2 protein-coding genes are annotated in these 2,165 nt (G+C 73.5%); both read right to left on the minus strand.

All coding sequences use genetic code 11. The features are described from left to right. Positions 1-23 precede the first annotated feature (23 nt). Positions 24-1,661 carry an ATP-binding cassette domain-containing protein gene (locus ABZS54_RS42755; protein ID WP_355548822.1) on the minus strand — a complete coding sequence of 546 codons (1,638 nt, stop codon included), beginning with the start codon at positions 1,659-1,661 and terminating at the stop codon, positions 24-26. A 119-nt stretch (positions 1,662-1,780) separates the two neighbouring features. Further along, the coding region (locus ABZS54_RS42760; protein WP_355548825.1) for a response regulator transcription factor at positions 1,781-2,165 on the minus strand (385 nt) is incomplete at its 5' end.

Genomic DNA, 2,165 nt, shown 5'->3' on the forward strand with positions numbered 1-2,165 from the left:
GTGCGCCTCGCGGGTGCGCGTGCTCAGGACCCGGCCCGCGGACATCGGCGGGCCAGCACCGCGCAGGTCGCGGCGACGAACAGCACGGCGCAGCCCGCGAGTACGGCCCAGCCGAGCGCGGGTGGGTGATCGAAGCTGTCGCCGTAGGAGGCGAGCAGCGGCGGACCGAGCGCGGAGCGGCTGTGCGCCCAGCGCCCCGGCAGGTCCAGATCGCTGCCCAGTGCCTCGAACGCCCACCGGTTGGTCATCGCGTAGCTGAGCGCGTGTCCGAGCACGGGCATCCGGGGCACCGGCACGAACGCGCCGGAGAAGAGCACCTGGGGAAAGCACAGCAGCGGCAACATCAGCGTGGCCTGGCCCACCTCGGTGACCGCCGCGGACGTCAACAACCCGAGCGCGAGCGCCGCGGCGGACGCCGACAGCAGCGTCGTCAACAGGGATCCGTAAACCCCCCAGGACGCGGCGGGCAGCCGGTCCAGGGCGCGCAGCACGGCCAGCAGCAGCACGTCGGCGAATGCCAGGATCGGCAGCAGCACGGTGAACTTGGCTGCGACGTAGGGCCCGATCCGCAGCACGGTCAGCCGTTCGCGGCGCACGATCGGCAACTCCACGCAGATCTGCAACAGGCCGTAGGTCAGCCCGAAGAAGAAGCCGCCGAAGGCGATCCAGAACAGGATCATCGCGGCGCCGGACGGACTGGGGTCGGCCGGGTCGAACGCGCCGGGTCGAAAGAGCATCGCGAACATCGCCACGATCACCAGTGGCGAGCCGATCAGCATCGCGGCGGCCAACCGGTCGCGGGTGATCAATTCGAGGTCGCGGCGGGCCAGGATGGACCATTGCCGAAGCGCCCGATCGGCCTGCGGCGCGGACCGATCGGGCGCTTCGCCAAGCTCCGGCCCCGGCCCCAACTCCGGTTCCAGGGCCCCTACTTCCGGCTCAAGTTCGAGTTCCGGCTCGCGTTCCGCATCCGCGCCGGCACCGCGCGAGGCCACCGCCGCGTACACGTCGGCCTCGGTCTCGACGCCGAAGTGGGCGCGCATCGCCCGCGGGTCCCCCACGTACGCGAGCCGCCCGTCCGGGGCCAGGAACACCACCCGGTCGCACGAGACCAGGTCGGCCGGCGCGTGGGTGGTCAGCACGACGGTGGTGCCGGCTCGGGCCAACTCGCGGAGCACGGACATCAGTTCCGCCGCAGCGGCCGGGTCCAGGCCGGACGTGGGTTCGTCCAGGAACAACGCCCGGGGCCGGGTCAGCAACTCGACCGCGATGCTCGCGCGTTTGCGCTCGCCGCCGCTGAGCGCGCCCACCCGCCGGTCCGCGCACGCGCTCAGGCCCAGCGCGGCCAGCGTGCGGGCGACCGCGGCGTCCACGCCCTCGTCGACCGGCTCGCGCAGCGCCGCGGCGTAGCGCAGGCTGTGTGCCAGCGGCAGCGCCCGGTGCAGGATGTCGTCCTGCGGGACATACCCCAGACCGCGCGCGTCCGGTCGGCCGCCGTCGTGGCGCACCTCGCCCGCGCTGGGCAGCCGGATGCCCGCCAGGGTGTCCAGGAGCGTGGTCTTGCCCGATCCGCTGCTCCCGGCGACGGCGGAGACCTCACCGGCCTCGGCGACCAGCGAGACGTCCCGAAGTACGGTGCGTCCCCCAACCGTTCGGCTCACCCCGCATGCCGCGACGCGTACTCCGTGTTCCCCCACGACCACCCCCGACGGCATGCCCCCGAAATACCGAACGGACCATGTATAGCCCGTCCGACTCGACGAGGGCACCCCGCTCGGGGCTATCCGGCGGGGGGTTCGTCGTCCACCAGGTGCATGCGGTGGGCCAGGGCGGCGGCTTCGCCGCGCGTGGCCACCTCGAGCTTGGCCAGGATGTTCGACACGTGCACGCTGGCCGTCTTGACGCTGATGAACAGGGTCTCCGCGATCTGCCGGTTGCTGCGCCCCTCGATCAGCAGACGCAGCACCTCCCGTTCGCGGGGCGTCAGGTCGCCGGCCTGATGCGCCGCGCGTCCGGCACCGGTTCCGGACCGGCCCGGCAGGTCGATCCGGGCCCGGCGGGCCAGCAGTTCGACCTGTTCGCGCAGCGGGGTCGCGCCCAGTTGCCCGGCGGCGGCGTGCGCCCGGGCCAGGACCGCGCCGGCCGCGGCCCGATCGCCGGCGGCC

The organism is Embleya sp. NPDC005575 (assembly GCF_040605455.1).
Classification (GTDB): domain Bacteria; phylum Actinomycetota; class Actinomycetes; order Streptomycetales; family Streptomycetaceae; genus Embleya.